The sequence below is a fragment of the Bradyrhizobium sp. AZCC 2289 genome (genome assembly GCF_036924615.1).
In the GTDB taxonomy this organism is placed as follows: Bacteria; Pseudomonadota; Alphaproteobacteria; order Rhizobiales; family Xanthobacteraceae; genus Bradyrhizobium.
On record NZ_JAZHRY010000001.1, the window covers coordinates 6,067,234 to 6,083,596 of the forward strand.

The 16,363-nt window shown below is 63.0% G+C and carries 21 protein-coding genes; 18 read left to right on the forward strand and 3 right to left on the reverse strand.

The genetic code is table 11. The annotated features are described in order from the left end of the window. Positions 1 to 23 precede the first annotated feature (23 nt). From V1289_RS28800 to V1289_RS28810, 3 genes are read left to right on the forward strand one after another with little or no spacing between them, the layout of a single operon-like run. The gene (locus V1289_RS28800; protein ID WP_334400892.1) at positions 24 to 437 is read left to right on the forward strand and encodes a DoxX family protein; all 414 of its coding nucleotides are present in this window, start codon (positions 24 to 26) and stop codon (positions 435 to 437) included. A 37-nt stretch (positions 438 to 474) separates the two neighbouring features. Then, positions 475 to 1,011, forward strand: a complete 537-nt coding sequence (locus tag V1289_RS28805) for an SRPBCC family protein (protein ID WP_334400894.1) — start codon at positions 475 to 477, stop codon at positions 1,009 to 1,011. 52 nt (positions 1,012 to 1,063) lie between these two features. Beyond that, on the forward strand, positions 1,064 to 1,474 hold the full coding sequence (locus V1289_RS28810; RefSeq protein ID WP_309179880.1) for a VOC family protein: 411 nt from the start codon (positions 1,064 to 1,066) through the stop codon (positions 1,472 to 1,474). A gap of 21 nt (positions 1,475 to 1,495) precedes the next feature. On the opposite strand, the gene V1289_RS28815 is transcribed toward V1289_RS28810, so the two are convergent. Together V1289_RS28815 and cobT are read right to left on the reverse strand one after the other, a co-directional pair. Beyond that, a complete protein-coding gene (locus V1289_RS28815; RefSeq protein WP_334400895.1) occupies positions 1,496 to 1,945 on the reverse strand; it encodes a hypothetical protein in 450 nt (149 codons plus the stop codon). 67 nt (positions 1,946 to 2,012) lie between these two features. Beyond that, positions 2,013 to 3,029 (reverse strand): nicotinate-nucleotide--dimethylbenzimidazole phosphoribosyltransferase, encoded by a 1,017-nt coding sequence (cobT, locus tag V1289_RS28820; RefSeq protein ID WP_334400897.1) that lies wholly within the window; start codon positions 3,027 to 3,029, stop codon positions 2,013 to 2,015. 58 nt (positions 3,030 to 3,087) lie between these two features. On the opposite strand from cobT, the gene cobS reads away from it, so the two are divergent. Next, positions 3,088 to 3,840 (forward strand): adenosylcobinamide-GDP ribazoletransferase, encoded by a 753-nt coding sequence (gene cobS, locus V1289_RS28825; RefSeq protein WP_334400899.1) that lies wholly within the window; start codon positions 3,088 to 3,090, stop codon positions 3,838 to 3,840. A 5-nt stretch (positions 3,841 to 3,845) separates the two neighbouring features. Beyond that, entirely contained in the window at positions 3,846 to 4,421 is a 576-nt protein-coding gene (locus V1289_RS28830; RefSeq protein ID WP_334400901.1) for a histidine phosphatase family protein, read from the forward strand. Between the two features lie 3 nt (positions 4,422 to 4,424). Here V1289_RS28830 and V1289_RS28835 read toward each other — a convergent pair whose 3' ends face one another. Continuing rightward, complete coding sequence (locus V1289_RS28835) at positions 4,425 to 5,213, reverse strand: SDR family NAD(P)-dependent oxidoreductase (RefSeq protein WP_334400904.1); 789 nt, start codon at positions 5,211 to 5,213, stop codon at positions 4,425 to 4,427. A 65-nt stretch (positions 5,214 to 5,278) separates the two neighbouring features. Here V1289_RS28835 and V1289_RS28840 point away from each other — a divergent pair, with 65 nt between their 5' ends. From V1289_RS28840 to tolB, 13 genes are all read left to right on the forward strand, one after another. After that, positions 5,279 to 5,659, forward strand: a complete 381-nt coding sequence (locus V1289_RS28840; RefSeq protein ID WP_334400906.1) for a cupin domain-containing protein — start codon at positions 5,279 to 5,281, stop codon at positions 5,657 to 5,659. Positions 5,660 to 5,791: 132 nt separating this feature from the next. Further along, positions 5,792 to 6,436, forward strand: coding sequence for a glutathione S-transferase family protein (locus V1289_RS28845; protein WP_334400908.1), 645 nt, complete (start codon positions 5,792 to 5,794; stop codon positions 6,434 to 6,436). A gap of 213 nt (positions 6,437 to 6,649) precedes the next feature. Further along, complete coding sequence (locus V1289_RS28850; protein WP_334400910.1) at positions 6,650 to 7,018, forward strand: nuclear transport factor 2 family protein; 369 nt, start codon at positions 6,650 to 6,652, stop codon at positions 7,016 to 7,018. 70 nt (positions 7,019 to 7,088) lie between these two features. Continuing rightward, on the forward strand, positions 7,089 to 8,300 hold the full coding sequence (locus V1289_RS28855; protein WP_334400912.1) for a serine hydrolase domain-containing protein: 1,212 nt from the start codon (positions 7,089 to 7,091) through the stop codon (positions 8,298 to 8,300). Positions 8,301 to 8,461: 161 nt separating this feature from the next. Further along, the gene (locus V1289_RS28860) at positions 8,462 to 8,653 is read left to right on the forward strand and encodes a hypothetical protein (protein WP_334400914.1); all 192 of its coding nucleotides are present in this window, start codon (positions 8,462 to 8,464) and stop codon (positions 8,651 to 8,653) included. Positions 8,654 to 8,953: 300 nt separating this feature from the next. Further along, positions 8,954 to 9,370, forward strand: coding sequence for a YciI family protein (locus V1289_RS28865; protein WP_334400917.1), 417 nt, complete (start codon positions 8,954 to 8,956; stop codon positions 9,368 to 9,370). A gap of 112 nt (positions 9,371 to 9,482) precedes the next feature. Next, on the forward strand, positions 9,483 to 9,902 hold the full coding sequence (locus V1289_RS28870; RefSeq protein WP_334400919.1) for a YciI family protein: 420 nt from the start codon (positions 9,483 to 9,485) through the stop codon (positions 9,900 to 9,902). A 296-nt stretch (positions 9,903 to 10,198) separates the two neighbouring features. Continuing rightward, positions 10,199 to 10,939 carry a TetR/AcrR family transcriptional regulator gene (locus V1289_RS28875; RefSeq protein WP_309179864.1) on the forward strand — a complete coding sequence of 247 codons (741 nt, stop codon included), beginning with the start codon at positions 10,199 to 10,201 and terminating at the stop codon, positions 10,937 to 10,939. A 119-nt stretch (positions 10,940 to 11,058) separates the two neighbouring features. After that, the gene (locus V1289_RS28880) at positions 11,059 to 11,544 is read left to right on the forward strand and encodes a DUF2852 domain-containing protein (protein ID WP_334400921.1); all 486 of its coding nucleotides are present in this window, start codon (positions 11,059 to 11,061) and stop codon (positions 11,542 to 11,544) included. 1,063 nt (positions 11,545 to 12,607) lie between these two features. Next, a complete protein-coding gene (tolQ, locus tag V1289_RS28885) occupies positions 12,608 to 13,318 on the forward strand; it encodes a protein TolQ (RefSeq protein ID WP_334400923.1) in 711 nt (236 codons plus the stop codon). 39 nt (positions 13,319 to 13,357) lie between these two features. After that, positions 13,358 to 13,828 (forward strand): biopolymer transporter ExbD, encoded by a 471-nt coding sequence (locus tag V1289_RS28890; protein ID WP_334400925.1) that lies wholly within the window; start codon positions 13,358 to 13,360, stop codon positions 13,826 to 13,828. A gap of 112 nt (positions 13,829 to 13,940) precedes the next feature. Next, positions 13,941 to 14,870 (forward strand): cell envelope integrity protein TolA, encoded by a 930-nt coding sequence (locus V1289_RS28895; RefSeq protein WP_334400927.1) that lies wholly within the window; start codon positions 13,941 to 13,943, stop codon positions 14,868 to 14,870. A gap of 43 nt (positions 14,871 to 14,913) precedes the next feature. Next, complete coding sequence (gene tolB, locus V1289_RS28900) at positions 14,914 to 16,251, forward strand: Tol-Pal system beta propeller repeat protein TolB (RefSeq protein ID WP_309185201.1); 1,338 nt, start codon at positions 14,914 to 14,916, stop codon at positions 16,249 to 16,251. Positions 16,252 to 16,363 lie beyond the last annotated feature (112 nt).

A 16,363-nucleotide genomic window follows, 5' to 3' on the forward strand; every position in this document is an offset into this window, starting at 1 on the left:
ACGATCCCTTCACGGAGCGAGCCATGTCCGATATCGCCGAGACCGTGCCGGACTCAAAATGCGCGCGCTTGCTGGGCCGAATTCTCAGCGGTCTGGTGATCGTCTTCCTGCTGTTCGACGGCGCCATCAAGCTGGTGCCGTGGCCGGTTGTCACGGAAACGATGGACAAAATGGGCTATGGCTCGAACGAAAGCCTGGCGCGAAGCCTCGGGGTCATCACCGTCGTCTGCACCGTGCTCTATTCGATCCCGCCGACCTCGATCCTCGGAGCGATCCTTGTGACCGGCTATCTCGGTGGCGCAATCGCTTCGCATGTGCGGATCGGCAGCCCCTTGTTCAGCCACACCCTGTTCGGACTTTATCTCGGCCTGATGCTATGGGGCGGGTTGTGGTTGCGCGACCGCAACCTGCGTTCGCTGCTACCATTCCGCCGCTAATTTGTCTTATCGGTATTTCAACGACACGGAGCCCACCATGTTCGAAGTCATTGCCATCATCGCCGTCATTCTTGCCATTGCCATCGCCATCGTGCTGGTGCTTGCGCTGACCAAACCCAATACCTTCGCCGTACAGCGCGCGATCAGCATCAAGGCGCCGGCGGAAAAAATATTTCCCTTGATCAATGATTTCCACCAGTGGGTGGCCTGGTCGCCGTACGAGAACAAGGATCGCGCAATGAAGCGTACCTATAGCGGTGCGGAAAGCGGCAAGAGCGCGGTCTATGCGTGGGACGGCAACAACAACGTCGGTTCCGGCCGGATGGAAATCCTCGACACGATCATGCCGTCGAAGATCGTCATCAAGCTCGATTTCTTCAAACCGTTCGAGGGCCACAACACCGCCGAATTCACAATGCTGCCGCAGGGCGATGCCACCAATCTTACCTGGGTGATGCACGGACCCGCGGTCTTCATGTCCCGGCTGATGCAGGTGTTCATCAACCTGGACAACATGATCGGCAAGGATTTCGAAGTTGGTCTCGCCAATCTGAAAAAGCTCGCCGAGAAATAATCCGACGTTCAAGACCGCCGGTTTAACGGCAAACTTCAGCAAGGAGTAAACGATGCTTAATCCCTACCTGTTCTACAACAGCAACTGCGAGGCGGCGTTCAAGTTCTATGAAAAGACGCTCGGCGGCAAGATCGAGATGATGCTCCGAAATGAAGAGGGGCCGCCCGAGATGGCGTCGCCGCCGGAGCGCAAGCAAAAGATCATGCATGCGCGGATGTCGATCGGCAGTCAGGTGCTGATGGCGTCCGACGCGCCGCCCGATCACTTTCAAAAGCCGCAGGGCTTTTCGGTGTCGCTGACGGTCGGCGATCCCGCCGAGGCCGAGCGCAAGTTCAAGGCACTCTCGGAAGGCGGCAGCGTCAACATGCCGTTCGGCAAGACCTTCTTCTCCAAGGGCTTTGGCATGTGCGTCGACCAGTTCGGCATACCCTGGATGGTGAATTGCCCGCTGGAAGGCATGTGAGCTGCGGGCAATACGAAATCTCTACCTGCACCTCGGGTAGATCGCGGCGAGTTCCCGCCCGCGCAGCAGCAGCAGCCGCGACGTCAATCCGCCGCGGCGGCTGATCCAGCCGCGCACCGCCGCGGGATAGGCTTCCAGCACCGCTTGCGACGCTTCCGGCTCGGCATACATCTGGCCGCGCCCGTCGATCGATCGCGCGGCATGAAATCCGAGCACCGCGCGCCGCGTTACGCAGATACGGCTGTCCGGTACGATGGACAGCACCAGCGTGCAGGCCGACAGGCACGGTCCGTCGATCACGACGCGTTCGCCGGAGGCGCGCACTTGTTCGAACAAGTCGAGGAACGGGCCGACCTGTCCGCCCGGGCTCGCCAGAATGCGCACCTCGGCCTCTGTGGGCGAGATCGCCGCGCACAGCGCCACGATCGCAACAGCCAATTTAATCACCAATTTAATCACGGCCCTTCGCATCAGCGGCTCCTTCGCGTCTGATGATCATTTGAGTTAATCAGGCTTGGCGCACGCGGCAAGGGCCCTTTCAGTCGCCGGCGCCGGAAACCCCGGCCTCGGCGAAAGTCGCCATCCCGGCGTGGCAGGCGAGCGCCGCGCGCGCCAGCAGGATCGCAACCGCCGCGCCGGAGGCCTCGCCGAGCCGCATGCCGAGATCGAGCAGCGGGTCGAGCGTGAGTTCGCGCAGCAATTCGCGGTGGCCGGATTCGGCGGAGACATGCCCGGCGCGGCAATGATCGAGCGCGCCTCGCTCAAGGCGTGCGAGCGGCAGCACCGCGGCGGTCGCCACGAAGCCGTCGAGCAGCACCGGAATCCCCTGACGCCGCGCCGCCAGGACGGCGCCCGCTATCGCGGCAAGCTCGCGGCCGCCGAGCGCTGCCGCTACCCTTAAGGGATCGCCGAGCATGCCGCGATGAAAATCCAGCCCGGCATCGATCGCCGCGCGCTTGCGCAACAGCCCGCCCTCGTCGACCCCGGTGCCGCGCCCGGCCCAGCGTTTGCCGCCGCCGCCGAGCAGCGCCGCGCACAGCATCGCCGCCGTCGTGGTATTCGCAATGCCCATCTCGCCGACGGCGAGGAGGTCGCAATCGCCGGGCACGGTGCGGTAGCCGATATCGATCGCGGCGAGAAACTCGTCCGCATCCATCGCGGATGCCACGGTGAAATCGCGCGTCGGCCGGTCGAGTTCGATCGGCACCACGCGCAATTCGGCGCCGGCCGATTGTGCGATCTGATTGATGGCCGCACCGCCGGCGGCGAAATTCGCCACCATCTGTCCGGTGACCGCCTGCGGATAGGCGGAGACGCCGCGGCCGGCGACGCCGTGATTGCCGGCAAACACCGCAATCGTGACGCGCCCGAGCCACGGCACTTCGCGGCCCTGCCACCGCGCCAGCCAGATCGCCAGTTCTTCGAGACGGCCGAGGCTTCCCGGCGGTTTTGTGAGGTTCTGTTGCCGGCGCGTCGCGGCGTCGGCGACATGCGCATTGCCCTGAGGCAGATCACGACAGAAGGCGCGGATGTCGTCTAAAGTGTCGAACTGCATGCGATTCCCTGGGCAAGTCGAGCGGGTCGCAAGCTAAAGCAATTCTCTGGGCACCACCATGAACGAATGGCTCGACGATTTCAAAACCGCGGTCAGTTTCCTGACCCGGCTGCCGATGCCGCATCCGGAAGGCGCGATGCCGCCGAATTTCGTGCGCGCGCACCGGATGTTTCCGATTGTGGGCGCCCTGATTGGCGCCGCGGTCGGCTTGCTCTGCCTCGGTTTGCGGCACATCGGCGTGCCCGATCTGGCGGCGGCCGCACTGGCGCTCGGCGCCGCCGCCATGCTGACCGGTGCGCTGCATGAGGACGGGCTGGCCGATGTCGCCGATGGATTCGGCGGCGGCCGCGATGTCGCGGCGAAACTGGAGATCATGCGCGACAGCCGGCTCGGCACCTATGGCGCGTTGATCCTGCTGGTGAGTTTTGCGACAAAACTTTCGGCGCTGGCCGCAATCCCGGACGGCTATGTCGTGCAAAGCCTGATCGCGGCGCATGCGCTGGCGCGCGGCGTGCTGCCCTGGATGGCGATCAGCCAGCCCTATGCGCGCACGGACGGGCTCGCCGCCAATGCCGGCCGGCCCGATGCGGCGACGGCGGCGATGGCCGCGGCTTTTGCTTTTGCGATCGCATGGCTGTCGCTGTCCTTTGTCAACGCGCTGCTCGCCGCCATCATGGCCGCAGCCGGCGCGATCGGCATGGCGTGGCTTGCGAAGCGCCAGATCGGCGGCCAGACCGGCGACGTGCTGGGTGGCGCCGAGCAGGTCGCCGAGACCGCGATCCTCGTGCTGCTCGCCGCCCGGCTGGCCTGATCGCGATGAGCCTTGAGACAAATCTCTGGCTGATCCGGCACGCGCCGGTCGATGGGCCGCGCGGCGTCATTCATGGCCCGGATGCGCCGGCCGATCTCGGCGATGCCGCGGCCTTTGCCGCGCTCAAGGTCAAATTGCCGCCGAATGCGCTTGCCGTCTGCAGCCCGGCGCGCCGCACGCGGGAAACCGCGCGCACGCTGGGGCTTGAAGCGGTCGATAACCCGGCCTTTCGCGAACAGGATTTTGGCGCCTGGACCGGGCGGCGTCACGACGATCTCACCGCCGAGCTCGGCGAGGCCTATCGCGAATTCTGGAAATCGCCGGCCGGCAACCGGCCGCCCGGCGGCGAAAGCTTTGTCGACCAGATCGCGCGCGCGCGGGCAGGGCTTGCATCGCTGCCCGCGGGCGACGCCGTGCTGGTGGTGCATTCCGGCACCATCCGCGCCGTGCTCGCGATCGCGCTCGATCTTGCGCCCGACAGCGCGCTGCGTTTTGTGATCGATCCGCTGTCGCTGACCCGGATCGATCGCCTCGATGGCGGTTGGCGCGTCGTCGCGGTCAATCGGCGCTGGTGGATTTGAGCGCTATCCGTTTCGCCGCTCGCCGCGCAGCGTCGGCAAGCCGATGCCGGCGGCATCGAAGCCGCCATCGACCGCCAAAATCTGTCCGGTGATGTAGCTCGAACGATCGCAGCACAGGAAGAACACGGCTTCCGCCAGTTCTTCCTCGAGGCCGTAGCGATTGAGCGGAATCGCGTCGTGATAGTCGGCGCGAATCTCCGGCGTATGCACGGCCTTGGCCATCGCGGTCTCGACCGGGCCCGGCGCCACGCCGTTGACGCGGATGCCGAGGGAAGCGAGTTCGACTGCGAGCTGTTTGGTCAGATGCGCAAGGCCGGCCTTGCTGGTGCCGTAGGCCGAGCGCAGCGTCGAGGCGCGCACCGCCGAGATGGACGTGATGTTGACCACCGCGCCGCCGCCATGCTCGCGCATCAGGGGGGCGGCCGCCTTGGTGCACAGGAAGGGCCCGGTGAGATTGACCGACAGGATCCGGTTCCAGTCCGCATCTGAGGTCTCCAGCAGCGGCGCGAACACGGCAACGCCGGCATTGTTGACCAATGCGTCGAGCCGGCCGAAGCGCTGGCTCAACGTGGCCATGGCGGCCGCGACCGCGTCGGCATCGCTGACGTCGCAATGCAGTGCCAGCGTGTTGTCCGGATTGGCCAGCGCCGCGACCGCGCCGTCCAGCAATTCGCCTTCGATATCCAGCAGCGCCACGTGCCAGCCCTCGGCCAGAAACCGTTTTGCGGTCGCAAGCCCGATGCCGCGCGCGGCGCCGGTGAGGAGTGCGACTTTTTGTGGGGCAGGGGCCATGGCTTTATCCGTCGTTTTGGTGATTCCTTGTTCTCCTAGCACGGAAGGAAGCGAAAGGATGGGTCATGAAGATCATCGATCCCAGGCAGAGAGATCCGGAACATTGGCGGGCGGGCGTCGAAACCCGCATGGTGGCTTCCGCCGTCAACGGCGCCACGCAACTCTGCATCTTCGAACAATGGGTCGCGCCCGGCGCCGGCGCGCCGACCCATTCGCATCCGGTCGAAGAGGTGCTGACGGTGCGCGAGGGCGAAGCCGAAATGTGGATCGATGAAGACCGCGCCGTCCTGACGGCCGGGCAGTCGCTGATCGTGCCGGCCTTGCGCCAGCACGGTTTTCGCAACTCCGGCACCACGACGCTTCACATCCACGCCGTGCTGGCGTCACCGGTGTTCGAAGCCATGATGGAGGGTGCGGCAGAGATGACGCGAAGGTGGGGGGCGTAGACGTGAGCGGCGGGCACCGCGCACGCGTGCCTTGCCCATCGAAATAATTTCGCCGGACATGTCGGTGCTGCATCATCCGGTTCGTCCTGGGGCGGCGCTTCGGCAAGCCGCCGGGCAATACAAGGAGACGTCATGTCGCTGACACTGCATTTCCACCCGCTGGCGTCGTTCTGCTGGAAGGCGCTGATCGCGCTCTATGAGAACGGCACGCCATTCACGCCGAATTCGGTCGATCTCGGCAATCCGGCCGAGCGCGCGGCGCTGCTGAAACTGTGGGGAATCGGCAAATTTCCGGTGCTGCGCGACGAGGCGCGGAACCAGACCGTTCCGGAGTCGAGCGTCATCATCGAATATCTCGACCGGTATTATCCCGGGCGGACGAAATTCATCCCCGACGATCCGGAGCTGGCGTGGCAGACGCGGCTGCGCGACCGCTTCTACGATCTCTATGTGCATCTGCCGATGCAGAAGATCATGGGCGACCGGCGTCGCCCCGAAGACAAGAAGGATGCGCATGGCGTCGAAGAGGCGCGGGCGCAGCTGCGGACGTCTTACGGCATGATCGAACAGCAGATGGCTGGCGGTGGCTGGGCGATGGGCAATGATTTCAGCCTCGCCGATTGCGCCGCGCTGCCGCCGCTGTTTTACGGCAACATGGTGGAACCGTTCGGCGATAACAAAAAACTGACGGCCTATTTCGAACGCCTGAAGGCGCGGCCCTCGATCGCCCGCGTGATCGAGGAGGCCGAGCCGTATTTCAGGATGGTGCCGAAATAAGCCGAAAAATTTTTGGCGGGCGTGTCGGTTTGGCGGGAGCTCGTTCGTCTTAACGTTGGAGTCGCGGTTCGGAAGACGGTTGTCTGAACCGCGGACCCGTATGTGGGAATCGGGACGGAGCACCGCATGAAGCTTTCCTGTCGTTGGCTCATTGTCGCGGCCGGCGCACGCATGACCTGCGCCGGCATCGTGCGGCCGGCGTAAGGAGACGAGATGCCCTCTTCACGCAAGGCGGAGATCATCCGCGCCCTGTTTGCGGCCTACCGGTCGAACGATCGCAAGGCCGTCGAGGCGTCCTTCACCGACGATTTCTGTTTCACCAGTCCCTATGACGACCGCATCGACAAGGCGACCTATTTCGCGCGGTGCTGGAAGCCCAGCGACTGGATCGAACGGCAGGATCTCGAAAGGATCCTGGTCGAAGGCGATGCGGCCTTTGTGACCTATCAATGCATGGCCAGGGACGGAAAGAGCTTTCGCAATACCGAGTGTTTCGTCTTCGAAGGCGACAAGATCAAGCGCATCGATGTCTATTTCGGCGCGACCTACAACAACGGCGTGTTTGCAAAACTGCAGTCATGAACCCGCTGGACAGGCAGGGCAGGCGCGATCCGGCCCGTCACATCAAGGCGACCACGATTGGATATCTCCCATGGAACGGATAATGACCGGTAACGGCGGACTTTCGAAAACGCGTCTCGGCCGCATGCACGATATCATGGCGCGCCACGTCGAAAGCGGTGAGGTGCCCGGCCTGGTGACGCTGGTGAGCCGGGATGGCGAGATTCACGCCGACGCCATCGGCAAACTGGCGATCGACGGTGCGCCGATGCGGCGCGACAGTATTCTTCGCATCACCTCGATGACCAAGCCGGTGACGGCGGCGGCAGCGATGATGCTGGTCGAGGAATGCAAGCTGCGGCTCGACGATCCCGTCGATCGCTGGCTGCCGGAACTGGCCGATCGCAAGGTGCTGCGCGCGATCGATGCGGCGGTCGACGACACCGTGCCGGCCAAACGCGCGATCACGCTGCGCGATCTCATGACGTTCCGGCTGGGTCTTGGCATGATCCCGGTATTTCCGGATCGCTATCCGATCCAGAAGGCGATTGCGGAAGCCGGCTTCGCGCCGGGCCCGGTATTTCCATCGTTTCCGCCGGACGAACTGATGCGGCGCTATGGCACTCTGCCGCTGGTCTACCAGCCCGGCGAACGCTGGCTGTACAATTCAGGCACCGAAATCCTCGGCGTGCTGATCGCGCGCGTCGCCGGTATGTCGTTTGCCAAATTCCTGCACGAGCGCATCTTTGCGCCGCTCGGCATGAGGGACACGGCGTTCTTCGTGCCGCAGGAGAAGCTCGGCCGCTTTGCGACCGCCTATACGCGGGATCACGCAAGCAGCGCGCTGAAAGTGTTCGACGATCCCGCCACCGGCAAATTCGCGCAGCCGCCGGTATTCGAGAACGGCAGTGCCGGTCTGGTCTCGACCGCCGACGATCTCAACGCCTTCGCGCAGATGATGCTGAATGGCGGGCGGCTGGGCAGCGAACGCATCCTGTCGCGGCCCTCGGTCGAACTGATGACGACCGACCAGCTTACGCCGGAACAGAAGCAGGGCTCGGAATTGCTGTTGGGCGACAATTTGGGTTGGGGCCTGGGGCTTTCGGTTTTCATGGGGCGTGACGATCTCTGCAACGTACCCGGCCGGTTCGGCTGGGACGGCGGCTATGGAACCTCCTGGTATTCCGACCCAAAAGAAAATCTCACCGGAATCCTGCTGACCCAGCGGATGATGGATTCCCCGCAGCCGCCCGCGGTGTTCAAGGATTTCTGGACCTGCGCCTATCAGGCGATCGACGATTGATGGTGCGCTTCGCCGCAGCACTATGAGGTCAGGCCGGCTGGCCGGAGGCCCAATGCCATACGTCGCAATTCTGTAAAAAGCGCCATACCCGGACGACCGTCCTCTTGACGCCGCCGCCAGCCCGGTCAGACTGGACGGCAACCGAACTTGGGGAGCCGCAAATGAAGTTCTACATCACCGCGCTCGATACGTCCGGGACCGTCACCCTGAACCGCGACTCCGTACCCGCTGCGATAAAGAAGGCCGCCGAACTGATATCGGACGGGTGCCTGAACGTGGAAATCATCATGCCGGATGGAGCCGCCTATCGGCCCGCTGAATTTGAGCAGTTGAAGCAACGGGCAGGCGCCTAGAGCAAAGAGCAGCTAGCGTTTTCGGACTCTTTCTAACTACCTGAAAAATGATTCACTTTCCGTCATGGCCGGGCTTCGTCCCGGCCATCCACGTCTTTCTTCCATTGGCTGCTTTTCGTGTCAGACTGGCAGGATGACGCACCTAGCCACTTGGTCGGTTGCGCTGTGCTCCTAAACTGTTGGCAATGACCTCCAAAATAATTGCTCAGGACATGTCGGTGCCGCAAAACCCGGTTCGTCTTGTTGATGAGCGCCGGCTGGTCGCCGCGCGGAGCAATAAGGATCAAACGGAGCGAGACGATGCGATTTATGGTGATTGTGAAGGCCAGCAAGGACAGCGAGGCGGGTGTGATGCCGAGTACGGAATTGCTCACCGCGATGGGCAAGTTCAACGAGGAAATGGCCAAGGCCGGCGTGATCGAGGCCGGCGAGGGTCTGCATCCGACGTCCAGGGGCGCACGCATCAAATATTCCGACAGGCAAAACGCGCTGAGCCGCGGGCCGTTCGAACTGACCGGCGACCTGATCGCCGGGTTCTGGCTGATCAAGACCAAATCGCTGGATGAAGCGATCGGCTGGATGAAGCGCGCGCCGTTCGGCAACGGCGACGAGATCGAAATCCGGCAGGTCTTTTCGGCGGAGGATTTCGGCGAAGCGCTGACGCCCGAACTGCGCGAGCAGGAAGAACGGCTGCGTGCGCAGGCCGGGAAGAAGTAGTGCCTCCTTCGTCATTCCGGGGCAGTCTGCAGGACTGAACCCGGAATCTCGAGGTTCCGGGTTCGCGTCTTCGGCGCGCCCCGGAACGACAACAAAAAACAGGACACCCACCATGCGATTCATGATGCTGATGATCCCCCTGGGCTATGAGACCGCGCCGCCGGATGTCCAACTCGATCCCGATCGGATGGCGGCGATGATGAAATACAACGAGGCGCTGAAGGACGCCGGCGTCCTGATCACGCTCGACGGACTGCATCCGCCGTCGATGGGCGCGCGGGTCTCGTTTGCCACCGGCAAGCCGGTCGTGACCGACGGCCCCTTCACCGAGGCCAAGGAAGTGCTCGGCGGCTACTGGATGATCGACGTGGCCTCGCGCGAGGCGGCGATCGCCTGGGCGAAAAAGTGTCCGGCGTCCACGAACGAGACCATCGAAATCCGCCAGGTGCAGGAAATGGCGGATTTCTCCGAAGAGCTGCAACAGGTCGCGGCCGAATTCACCGAGATGCAGGGCAAGACGGCCCGGCGTTAATCTTTGTGAACGCCTAGCCGTGAACTCGCTTCACCTCTCCCGCTTGCGGGGGAGCATAGGCCGCCTTTGGCGGCCGTTCTTTGATAAGAACGCCGAAGCGAAGCTTCGGCTATGTCGCATCGTGAGATGCGATGCGGGTGGGGGAACTCTCTCCCCACGGGCAATGTGACTCGCGGCGGCACCCCCACCCCAACCCTCCCCGCAAGCGGGAGAGGGCGCGCAGCTGCATCGTGGCTGTAACTCGATCCAATCTCATCTAGTGACGTCGCTGGCCGGCTCATGTAAAAGCCTTTCACATGAGTTGGCGCAAGGAAGAGCGCCGCGCCGAGCGCGGCTACCATCACGGCAATCTGAAAGAGGCGCTGCTGCAGGCGGCGCTCAATCTGATCGCGCAAAAGGGCGCGGCCGGATTTACCTTTGCCGACGCCGCGCGAATGGCCGGCGTCAGCCCGGCTGCGCCCTACCGGCATTTTCGCGACCGCGAGGAATTGCTTTCCAGCATCGCGCAGCGCGGCTTCGAGCAGTTCGAGGCGCTGCTGACGCAGGCCTGGGACGATGGCCGCCCCGACACCGTCACTGCATTCGAGCGGGTCGGCAAAGCCTATCTCGCCTTTGCCCGCGAGGAGCCGGCGTTCTATTCGGCGATGTTCGAATCGGGCATCCCCGTCGACCTCAATCCGACATTAATGGCCGCAAGCGAGCGTGCTTTCGCCATTATCCGCGCCGCCGCCGAGCGCCTCGCTGCGCTGGCGCCGCCCGGCATGCCGCGACCGCCCGCGTTGATGATGGCGCTGCACATCTGGTCGATGTCGCACGGCGTGGCGTCGTTGTTCGGCCGTGGCGACGCCGCCCGGCGCAAGCTGCCGATGTCGCCGGAAGATCTGCTGGAAGCCGAAGTGCTGATTTATCTGCGCGGTCTCGGTTTCCCGACCGACCGCCGGCCTTCGGCGAAAGATTCTGCAGACCAGAATCCGCCGGGTCCGCCGCCCATCCCGCCGGGCGGTCCTTCAGGTGGTCCTTGGGGCAAGCCGAAATAAAATTGCGCAAATAATTTGACGGCCGCCGATGGCGCCCGGCTTGACAAAACCGCTGGATGGTTTAGGTATGTAAATGTTATTTACATTCACAACGGCGTGATGCCGTCATGGAGAGGGAAATGGCCTACACCGCAGATGTCAATCGATGGCGCGGCCCGGTGGAAGAACCGTACCGTCCGCATATGCTTGATAGCCCCTGGCATCCCGGCTGGATTGCCGTGACCATCCTCGGCTTCATCATCTGGTGGCCGATCGGACTTGCCCTACTCTTTTTCACACTCGGGAGCAGAAAAATGGGTTGCTGGAGCCACCAGGATCGCTGGCAGAACAAGATGGAGCGGATGCAGTACAAGATGGAGCGGATGCGCGGCCGCATGGAACGCCGCGGCTTTCCGTTCGGCGGCTTCGGTCCACCCTCGAGCGGCAACCGCGCCTTCGACGAATACCGCATGGAAACCCTGCGGCGTCTCGAGGAAGAGCAGGTCGAATTCCGCGATTTCCTCGACCGCCTGCGCCACGCTAAGGACAAGGAAGAGTTCGACGCCTTCATGGCGCAGCACAAGCAGCGTCCGACCCCGCCGAACGATCAGCCGCAGCAGGGTTGAGCGCAACGCCGGAGTTCAGGTTTTTCCGGCTGACAGTTCAGCCTCAGGCGTAATGCCCCCATGACACCTGATGGCGACACAACCGCCCGTTTGCGAACAGCAGACGGGCGGTTTGCTTTTGCGCCGGCGCGGCGTTTGGCGGGTTTGGTCGGAAGCGTTGCGACCTCGCGCCCGACCATCAAAAAACAGCCCGACGGGCAAATCAGTGATTTTCTGTCAAGTCCACTTCAAGAAAATATTCCTCTTGTCGCGTCGGGCAAATCAGTGGTGTTTCTCCGCCCGTCTCACCCGAGAAGAGGGGCGGGTCGCGATCGTCACGAAACGCGGGTTGAGATGCGGTGGACGCGGATGTGCCATTGACGAACGGCACTGAGGCGGACGGCGAAATCGTGTGGTCCTGACGCCCCGACGCTGGCGTCAAGTTCCAGGGAAGCAAGCTTCTCAGGGGCGACGGTGGCAAGAAAGCCCGTTCACCGGGGAGAGCGCGCTATAAGCCGTAAAACCATTGCGCAGGGAAGGCCGGATGCCTCCGCTGAACCTGTATGCTCGTGTGCGTGTTCTTGTGCACAAATGGCGCGCGAGACCGCGGGTGCAGCGCGCACCCGGCTTTCCCTGCGCCCTCTGTTTTCGGAGGGACAAGGTTCTTGCAAGACTCGGGCGTATGGCGCCGCGAGAGCGCGGACTGGTGGCTGGGATTGGCGTCTCGAACCCGGTTCCAGCTCTCGTAACCGCCCGGTCCGCCTTGATTTCCCGCCGCCAAATTCCCCTTTGGTAACCTCGCATTAACCATGATTGGCGTCTGGTTAGGGGCGTAATGACGCGCGAATAGCCCTCGTTTTGACACGTTGGCAGGGGAAGCAGGACCCGGCTTTGGACGGGCCCCCCATGCGACACCAATGAGGCTCTCGCGCTGGCGCTCAACGCCGCGCCCGACGCGCGGCTGTGGAACCGGCAGCCATTTGCTCCCGGAGGATTTGGGACGGAGCATGATCCGGAAAAGTGGGACCCGGTTTTCCGAAAAGATCATGCTCAAACGAGAGATTGCGTTGAGAGGATACCGCTTATGACGCCCGACACGCTTCAGTCAGCATTGCCGATGATATCGAGCGATGTCTCGCTGATTTCGCTGTTCATGCAGGCCGCGTGGATCGTGAAAGCGGTCATGCTGGGCCTGCTCGCCTGTTCGGTCTGGGTCTGGGCGATCGCGATCGACAAGATCATTCTGTATGGGCGCACCAAGCGCGCGATGGATCGCTTCGAACAGGCGTTCTGGTCCGGGCAGTCGATCGAGGAGCTTTATCGGGCGCTTTCGGCCAAGCCGACGCAATCGATGGCGGCCTGTTTCGTCGCCGCCATGCGCGAATGGAAACGGTCGTTCGAAAGCCAGTCGCGGTCCTTTGCGGGCTTGCAGATGCGGATCGAGAAGGTCATGAACGTCTCGATCGCCCGCGAGGTCGAGCGGCTGGAACGGCGGCTCCTGGTGCTGGCGACCGTCGGTTCCGCCGGCCCGTTCGTCGGCCTGTTCGGCACCGTCTGGGGCATCATGTCGAGCTTCCAGTCGATCGCGGCCTCGAAAAACACCTCGCTGGCGGTGGTGGCGCCCGGCATCGCCGAAGCGCTGTTTGCCACCGCGATCGGCCTCATCGCCGCAATTCCGGCGACTATTTTCTACAATAAGTTCACCTCCGAGGTGAACCGGCAGGCCCAGCGCCTGGAAGGGTTCGCCGACGAATTTTCAGCGATCCTGTCGCGCCAGATCGACGAGCGGGCGTGAGGAGCGGCCTATGACGAGCGCACCCGTGAGCATCAGATCATGGCGATGAACATGGCAGGTTCGGCCGGCGGCGGACGCCGCGGCCGGCGTCGCGCCGCCGTGATGGCGGAGATCAACGTCACCCCGATGGTGGACGTCATGCTGGTGCTGCTGATCATCTTCATGGTGGCCGCACCCTTGATGACGTCGACCATCGATATCGACCTGCCGGTCGCCAGCGGCGGCAAGTCGCTGTCGTCGAACGCCCCGCCCTTGACGCTGTCGGTCAAGCGCACCGGCGGAGCCTGCAATTCGAATGTCGAACTCTATCTCGGGGATACGCTGATTTCCTCCGCCGACCTGCTGCCCAAGATCAAGGCGATCCGGGAGACCCGCTCGGATGCCGAGAGCGTGGTCTTTCTGCGCGGCGACAAGGACGTTTGTTACACGGATATGATGAAATTATTGGGGTATATTAGGACCGCCGGCTTCAAGGCGAATATCGTCATCGTTCCCGAGCAGGGCTCGTGAGCGATGGCGTTTTCGAGCGAAGCATGCCCTCGGACTTGATCCGGGGGTGTGCATCGGTTCGCGTGAAGGAAACGCGTCAAGTGATGGCTGACGGTGGAGCAAGAAGGCTCAGGTGAAGGTCAAGATCGACAAGACACTGGCTGCGTCGATCGCCCTGCACGTCCTCGTGCTCGGGTGGGGACTGGTGTCGTTCTCGAGCAGGGCCTTCGAAATGGCGCCGGAGGACTCCGTTGCCGTCGATGTTGTTTCCGACGAACAACTCGCCCATGTCATGGCTGGCTCGAAGACCGGCAAAAAGGAAAATCCGAAACCGCTGGTCGACAAGGTTGCCGAGGCGAAGCCGGTTGACGACGCCGTCGGCAAGGTGACCGAGAAGGCGCCGGTCGTCACCGACACCGCGCCGCCGCCGGAGCCGAAGGTCGAGGAAAAGCCGGTCGAGAAAAAGCCGGATCCGCCGAAGGTCGTCGAGAAGCCGAAGGAAGAACCGAAGCCGATCGAGAAGAAGCCCGATCCGCCCAAGGTCGATCCGATCGCGGAAGCCATCAAGAAAGAAGAGAAGAAGCCGCCGCCGAAACCGCCGGTCCAGGCCGCCAAGCCGCCTGAGCAACCCAAGCCGAAGACCGAACGCACTTTCGATCAGTCGAAGATCGCAGCCCTGCTCGACAAGCGCGATCCGTCGCGCCAGGCCGTGACCGGCGAAACGCTGAATTCCAACGCGGCGCTCGGGCTCTCCAAGGGCAAGGCCGCGGACAATTCCGCGACATGGGGCGCGCTGTTCAAGCGACAGGTCGATCGCTGCTGGAAGGTGCCGTATGGTGGGATCGAAACCCAGAATCCCCGGGCCATCATCGACATCAAGCTGAAGCGCGACGGTACGCTCGAGGGATCGCCGATTCCGGAAGAGATCCCGGCGACTCCCTACCTGCGAGTCTATCAGGAAAGCGCGATACGCGCGATCATCGAATGCCAGCCGTACAATTTGCCTCAGGTCTATTACGATGAATGGAAATATTTTGCGCCGGTCTTCAAGCCTGAAACGTGAGAAAAGCCCAAAAACAATGACCGACAACGATCAATCGCGCGAAATGGCGTTTCGCTTGAATCGCCGCCAGCTTGTTTCCGGCATGGTTTCGCTCGGCGTCCTGGCGGGCGCTCCGGTTCGTAGCGCGTTTGCGCAAGGGCCAAAACAAGTGCCGGTCCAGGGTGGCGATTTCGCGCCGCTTCCGATCGCGATCCCGAATTTCGTGGCGGGAACGCCAGGAGACGCCGAAGTCGGCGCCGGCGTGTCCCAGGTCATCACCAACAACCTCAAGCGCAGCGGGTTGTTCGCGCCGATCGACCAGGCCGCCTACATCGAGCGCATTTCGAATATCGATGCGGCACCGCAGTTCCAGAGCTGGAAAAGCATCAACGCGCAGGCGCTGGTCACCGGCCGCATGACCCGGCAGCCCGATGGCCGCCTGAAAGCCGAATTCCGCCTCTGGGACGTCAACACCACCCAACAACTCACCGGCCTGCAATATTTCACCTCGCCGGAATACTGGCGCCGGATCGCGCACATCATCTCCGATCAGATCTACGAGCGTCTGACCGGCGAAAAAGGCTATTTCGACAGCCGCGTGGTGTTCGTCGATGAAACCGGACCCAAGGAACGCCGCGTCAAGCGGCTGGCGCTGATGGATCAGGATGGCGCCAATGTGCGCTATCTGACCAAGGGCGCCGACCTCGTGCTGACGCCGCGGTTTTCGCCGTCGACCCAGGAAATCACCTATATGGAGTTCGGCCAGGGCGACCCGCGCGTCTATCTGTTCAATATCGAAACCGGGCAGCGCGAGATCGTCGGCAATTTCCCCGGCATGTCGTTCTCGCCGCGATTTTCGCCGGACGGCCAGCGCGTGATCATGAGCCTGCAGCAGGGCGGCAATTCCAACCTGTTCGTGATGGACCTGCGCTCGAAATCGACCACGCGCCTGACCGACACGCCGGCGATCGACACCTCGCCGTCCTATGCGCCTGACGGCACGCGGCTGTGCTTCGAATCCGACCGCGGCGGCAAGCCGCAGATCTATGTGATGCCGGCAACCGGCGGACCGGCGCAACGCATCTCGTTCGGCGACGGCAGCTATTCGACGCCGGTCTGGTCGCCGCGCGGCGACTACATCGCCTTCACCAAGCAGGGCGGCGGGCAATTCGCCATCGGCATCATGAAGACCGATGGCTCGGGCGAACGAATCCTGACCTCCGGTTATCACAATGAAGGGCCGACCTTTGCGCCGAACGGCCGGGTGCTGATGTTCTTCCGCGATCCCGGCGGCAATGGCGGACCGTCGCTGTTCACCGTGGACATCTCCGGACGCAACGAACAGCGCGTTCCGACCCCCGGCTTCGCGTCCGATCCGGCATGGTCGCCACTGTTGTCCTGAGAATCACAGCGCCCTCGCGGAAGAAGCGCCGTTAATCGGCAAACATTGCCTAGCATGCTGATTTTTCGAGTAAATTTCTACAAGTCGACATGAAAAGCAACGTCTCGGTAAC

Bases quoted from the DNA above. Each gene is read 5' to 3' on its own strand.
- V1289_RS28800 (WP_334400892.1), top strand. From the start codon at position 24: ATGTCCGATATCGCCGAGACCGTGCCGGACTCAAAATGCGCGCGCTTG.
- V1289_RS28805 (WP_334400894.1), top strand. From the start codon at position 475: ATGTTCGAAGTCATTGCCATCATCGCCGTCATTCTTGCCATTGCCATC.
- V1289_RS28810 (WP_309179880.1), top strand. From the start codon at position 1,064: ATGCTTAATCCCTACCTGTTCTACAACAGCAACTGCGAGGCGGCGTTC.
- V1289_RS28815 (WP_334400895.1), bottom strand. From the start codon at position 1,945: ATGCGAAGGGCCGTGATTAAATTGGTGATTAAATTGGCTGTTGCGATC.
- cobT (WP_334400897.1), bottom strand. From the start codon at position 3,029: ATGCAGTTCGACACTTTAGACGACATCCGCGCCTTCTGTCGTGATCTG.
- cobS (WP_334400899.1), top strand. From the start codon at position 3,088: ATGAACGAATGGCTCGACGATTTCAAAACCGCGGTCAGTTTCCTGACC.
- V1289_RS28830 (WP_334400901.1), top strand. From the start codon at position 3,846: ATGAGCCTTGAGACAAATCTCTGGCTGATCCGGCACGCGCCGGTCGAT.
- V1289_RS28835 (WP_334400904.1), bottom strand. From the start codon at position 5,213: ATGGCCCCTGCCCCACAAAAAGTCGCACTCCTCACCGGCGCCGCGCGC.
- V1289_RS28840 (WP_334400906.1), top strand. From the start codon at position 5,279: ATGAAGATCATCGATCCCAGGCAGAGAGATCCGGAACATTGGCGGGCG.
- V1289_RS28845 (WP_334400908.1), top strand. From the start codon at position 5,792: ATGTCGCTGACACTGCATTTCCACCCGCTGGCGTCGTTCTGCTGGAAG.
- V1289_RS28850 (WP_334400910.1), top strand. From the start codon at position 6,650: ATGCCCTCTTCACGCAAGGCGGAGATCATCCGCGCCCTGTTTGCGGCC.
- V1289_RS28855 (WP_334400912.1), top strand. From the start codon at position 7,089: ATGGAACGGATAATGACCGGTAACGGCGGACTTTCGAAAACGCGTCTC.
- V1289_RS28860 (WP_334400914.1), top strand. From the start codon at position 8,462: ATGAAGTTCTACATCACCGCGCTCGATACGTCCGGGACCGTCACCCTG.
- V1289_RS28865 (WP_334400917.1), top strand. From the start codon at position 8,954: ATGCGATTTATGGTGATTGTGAAGGCCAGCAAGGACAGCGAGGCGGGT.
- V1289_RS28870 (WP_334400919.1), top strand. From the start codon at position 9,483: ATGCGATTCATGATGCTGATGATCCCCCTGGGCTATGAGACCGCGCCG.
- V1289_RS28875 (WP_309179864.1), top strand. From the start codon at position 10,199: ATGAGTTGGCGCAAGGAAGAGCGCCGCGCCGAGCGCGGCTACCATCAC.
- V1289_RS28880 (WP_334400921.1), top strand. From the start codon at position 11,059: ATGGCCTACACCGCAGATGTCAATCGATGGCGCGGCCCGGTGGAAGAA.
- tolQ (WP_334400923.1), top strand. From the start codon at position 12,608: ATGACGCCCGACACGCTTCAGTCAGCATTGCCGATGATATCGAGCGAT.
- V1289_RS28890 (WP_334400925.1), top strand. From the start codon at position 13,358: ATGGCGATGAACATGGCAGGTTCGGCCGGCGGCGGACGCCGCGGCCGG.
- tolB (WP_309185201.1), top strand. From the start codon at position 14,914: ATGGCGTTTCGCTTGAATCGCCGCCAGCTTGTTTCCGGCATGGTTTCG.